Raw genomic sequence first — 2,935 nt, 5'->3', positions numbered from 1 at the left:
GCCGACACGCGGATTTTCAATCCGCTGCTCTACCAACTGAGCTACCGGGCCGGTAAGGGTGAGATTGTAGCAGGACTTTTCCGTGGGGATTCCTGCTCTGTTCAAAAAAGTGCGTCACCGACTGGCTCACCCCTTGGCTGTCATTTCGCTGTACCAGCGTCTTAGCACAGACGTTGCACACTTTTTGAGCACCGTGCGGGGTGGGGATGCGCCACCGGCTTGAGGTTTAGCGGGGTGGTCAGGCGTAAAGAAAATTGACGCTTGCGGCTGGGTTGACAGCTTTGACTTGGACTGTGTTTACCCGCAGGACAGCGAGGTCTAGGGTGGGCGCATACACCTATAGCTTGCAAGAGAAAACCCCAGTACATTGGGAGATAGAACGTTGTGGCAATCGGAGGAAAATTTGAAAAAAAGAGAGCTTCCAGTATCGTTTTATGAACTGCGAGTGAATGCTCGCTTCCGAGGTCATGAAGCCAGGCCAGTCCCTCCATCACCAATGGATATCCTTAACTGAATCGCCCCGGGTTTTGAGGAGGCTCCACACTTTGAGAAGATGGAGCCATGAGCAAGAAATCAAACCGTTTTTCACCCGAGGTGCGCGAACGCGCTGTTCGAATGGTGCTCGAACACCGAGGCGAGTACCCATCGCTTTGGGCCACCATTGAGTCCATTGCCCCTAAGATCGGCTGCGTGCCGCAGTGTCTACCCGCTGGGCTAAATGCGTGCTGTAGGGCTTGTAAATGCGTTGTAGGGCGTTGAAAAAAGCAGGGGGCTGCGCTAGCTGAAGCGCTGCGCCATAACACTGCCGAACAGATGCCAGAAAAGCAGTTTTGAACCACTTTGGCTTAACTTTAGAAGGGGGGATTTGGCACTGTCAGCAAAGAGTGTGCCGCACCGTTTTGCACCCAATTTGCAGGCGCCATTAATGCTGAAGCTCTAGCGCCGGGCGAACTTTTTCAATCCGCTGCTCTACCAACTGAGCTACCGGGCCGGAAAAGAAATTATAGCAGAGGAAATAGCGCTTTCCCCCGACTCGACCTCAAATCAAGAGTGGCGTTTGCTGCGCGTGAGGTCCACACCGAGTTGCTTGAGCTTGCGGTACAGGTGGGTGCGTTCGAGGCCTGTTTTTTCGGCAACCCGGGTCATGGAGCCGCCTTCGTGGGCCAAGTGGAATTCAAAGTAAGCTTTCTCAAAGGCGTCGCGCGCTTCGCGCAACGGGCGGTCGAGCTCGAAACTTTGCTGCACATCCGGCGCCAATGCGCTTTGCGCCACGACCACGCCGGACATCGACAGAACGCTCGGCGGTTGGGGTGGGGCTGCGGCCAACATGGCTTGTTGCACTTGGTCACGCGCCAGGCCTTGCTCCACGGCCTTGAGCAGCTTTTGCAAGGTGATGGGTTTTTCCAAGAAAGCTTGCGCGCCGATCTTGACAGCATCCACGGCCGTGTCGATGGTGGCGTGGCCGCTCATCATGATCACGGGCATGTTCAGCAGGCCCGATGACGCCCACTCCTTGAGCAAGCTCACACCATCTGTATCCGGCATCCAGATGTCCAGCAAGACAAGGTCGGGGCGCATGTGAAGACGGGCCTCGCGCGCTTGCGCCGCGTTTTCAGCAAGTTCAACCTGGTGCCCCTCGTCAAAGAGGATTTCTGAGAGCAAGTCACGTATGCCGAGCTCGTCGTCCACCACCAATATATTTGCCATAGCCTGTTTTGTCTCTGTTCATGAACGGGGCTGATCTTGCCCCTGTGCTGTTTGCACCACCGCGAATGATAACGAGACTTGCGCCCCTGTGATGTCGCCATTTTCCTGCATGTTGCCCATGTCGATCCTCGCGCCGTGTTCATCGGCAATTTTCTTGACCACCGCCAAGCCCAGGCCTGTGCCTTTGGACTTGGTGGTCACATAGGGCTCGAAGGCCCGCTGCAGGATGTTGGGCGCAAAACCGGGACCGGTATCGGTCACGCTCAGTCGAACGCGTTGGCGTACAGCTCGCCATTCGGTGCGCACGTTCACACGCGCGTGGCTGAGGTCCGCCCCCCGCGCTTCACAGGCATCCTGGGCATTTTGCAGCAGGTTGTGAAAAACTTGCCGCAGCTGCTGCGCATCGCCAAGGATGGCGGGGCAGTCAGGGTCCAGGTGGGTAAAGACCATGGCCCGTGCAACATGGTCATGTGGCTCGGTCGCGTACAAGCTCATGACGTCCGCAATCAGGTCATTGAGTTGCACGGGTTGGAGGTCGGCCGAGGGCAGGCGGGCGTAATCTCTGAACTCATTGACCAAGCGCTTCATGGCGTCAACTTGATCGACGATGGTTTTGACCGATTTGTTCAGCACGGCGTCTTCTGCCGCGTCGAGCTTGCCCACCAGGCGTCTCTGCAAACGCTCTGCGGACAGCTGTATCGGGGTAAGCGGGTTCTTGATTTCATGCGCCAGCCTGCGGGCCACTTCACCCCAAGCCTGCGCCCGCTCGGCGGAAACGATTTCCGAGATGTCGTCGAAGACCAGCAAGCGCATGCCATCGGGCAATACGGCACCCCGGGCGAGCAAAGTGACACCCGTCTGGGTCAGGCCTTGTCCTGCGGCATGGATGTCAAAGGAGGTCTGCCAGTGGTCCAGCTCGTGCGCAGCCGTGCCGCTGTGCAGGGCGGTGAACTGCGCTTGCACGCCTTGTGCAAACGCTTGCAAGCCGGGCAAACTTTGCAAGTCCATGCCTTCGTGCGCCGTGACAGGCACCCGCAAGATGCGCGTCGCACCTGGATTGGCCGACTGGATGGTGCCTTGCGCATCGAGCACCATGACACCAGCGGTGAGGTTGTCCAAAATCGTTTGCAGGTTGCTGCGGGCCTGGTCGAGTTGGTTCAAGCTGCGTTCGACACTGCCACGGGCATCGGAGAGTTGCTGGGTCATGTCGGCAAACGAGCGGGTCAAT

General features: G+C 57.8%; 2 protein-coding genes and 1 pseudogene. 1 reads left to right on the top strand and 2 read right to left on the bottom strand.

All coding sequences use genetic code 11. The annotated features are described in order from the left end of the window. Positions 1 to 561: 561 nt before the first annotated feature. Positions 562 to 696: pseudogene (locus tag Q0341_RS10865) on the top strand (IS3 family transposase); the annotation flags it as partial. Between the two features lie 348 nt (positions 697 to 1,044). Here Q0341_RS10865 and Q0341_RS10860 read toward each other — a convergent pair. Together Q0341_RS10860 and Q0341_RS10855 are read right to left on the bottom strand one after the other, a co-directional pair. After that, entirely contained in the window at positions 1,045 to 1,707 is a 663-nt protein-coding gene (locus Q0341_RS10860) for a response regulator (RefSeq protein WP_299513097.1), read from the bottom strand. Positions 1,708 to 1,725: 18 nt separating this feature from the next. Next, positions 1,726 to 2,935 (bottom strand): ATP-binding protein (locus Q0341_RS10855; protein ID WP_299513095.1); only part of this gene is annotated, 1,210 nt, incomplete at its 5' end.

Origin of the sequence: uncultured Limnohabitans sp. (genome assembly GCF_937889215.1) — a bacterium.
Classification (GTDB): Bacteria; Pseudomonadota; Gammaproteobacteria; order Burkholderiales; family Burkholderiaceae_C; genus Limnohabitans_A.
Note: the sequence above shows the minus strand (reverse complement) of the source record. Positions and strands in the feature narration are given on the sequence as shown.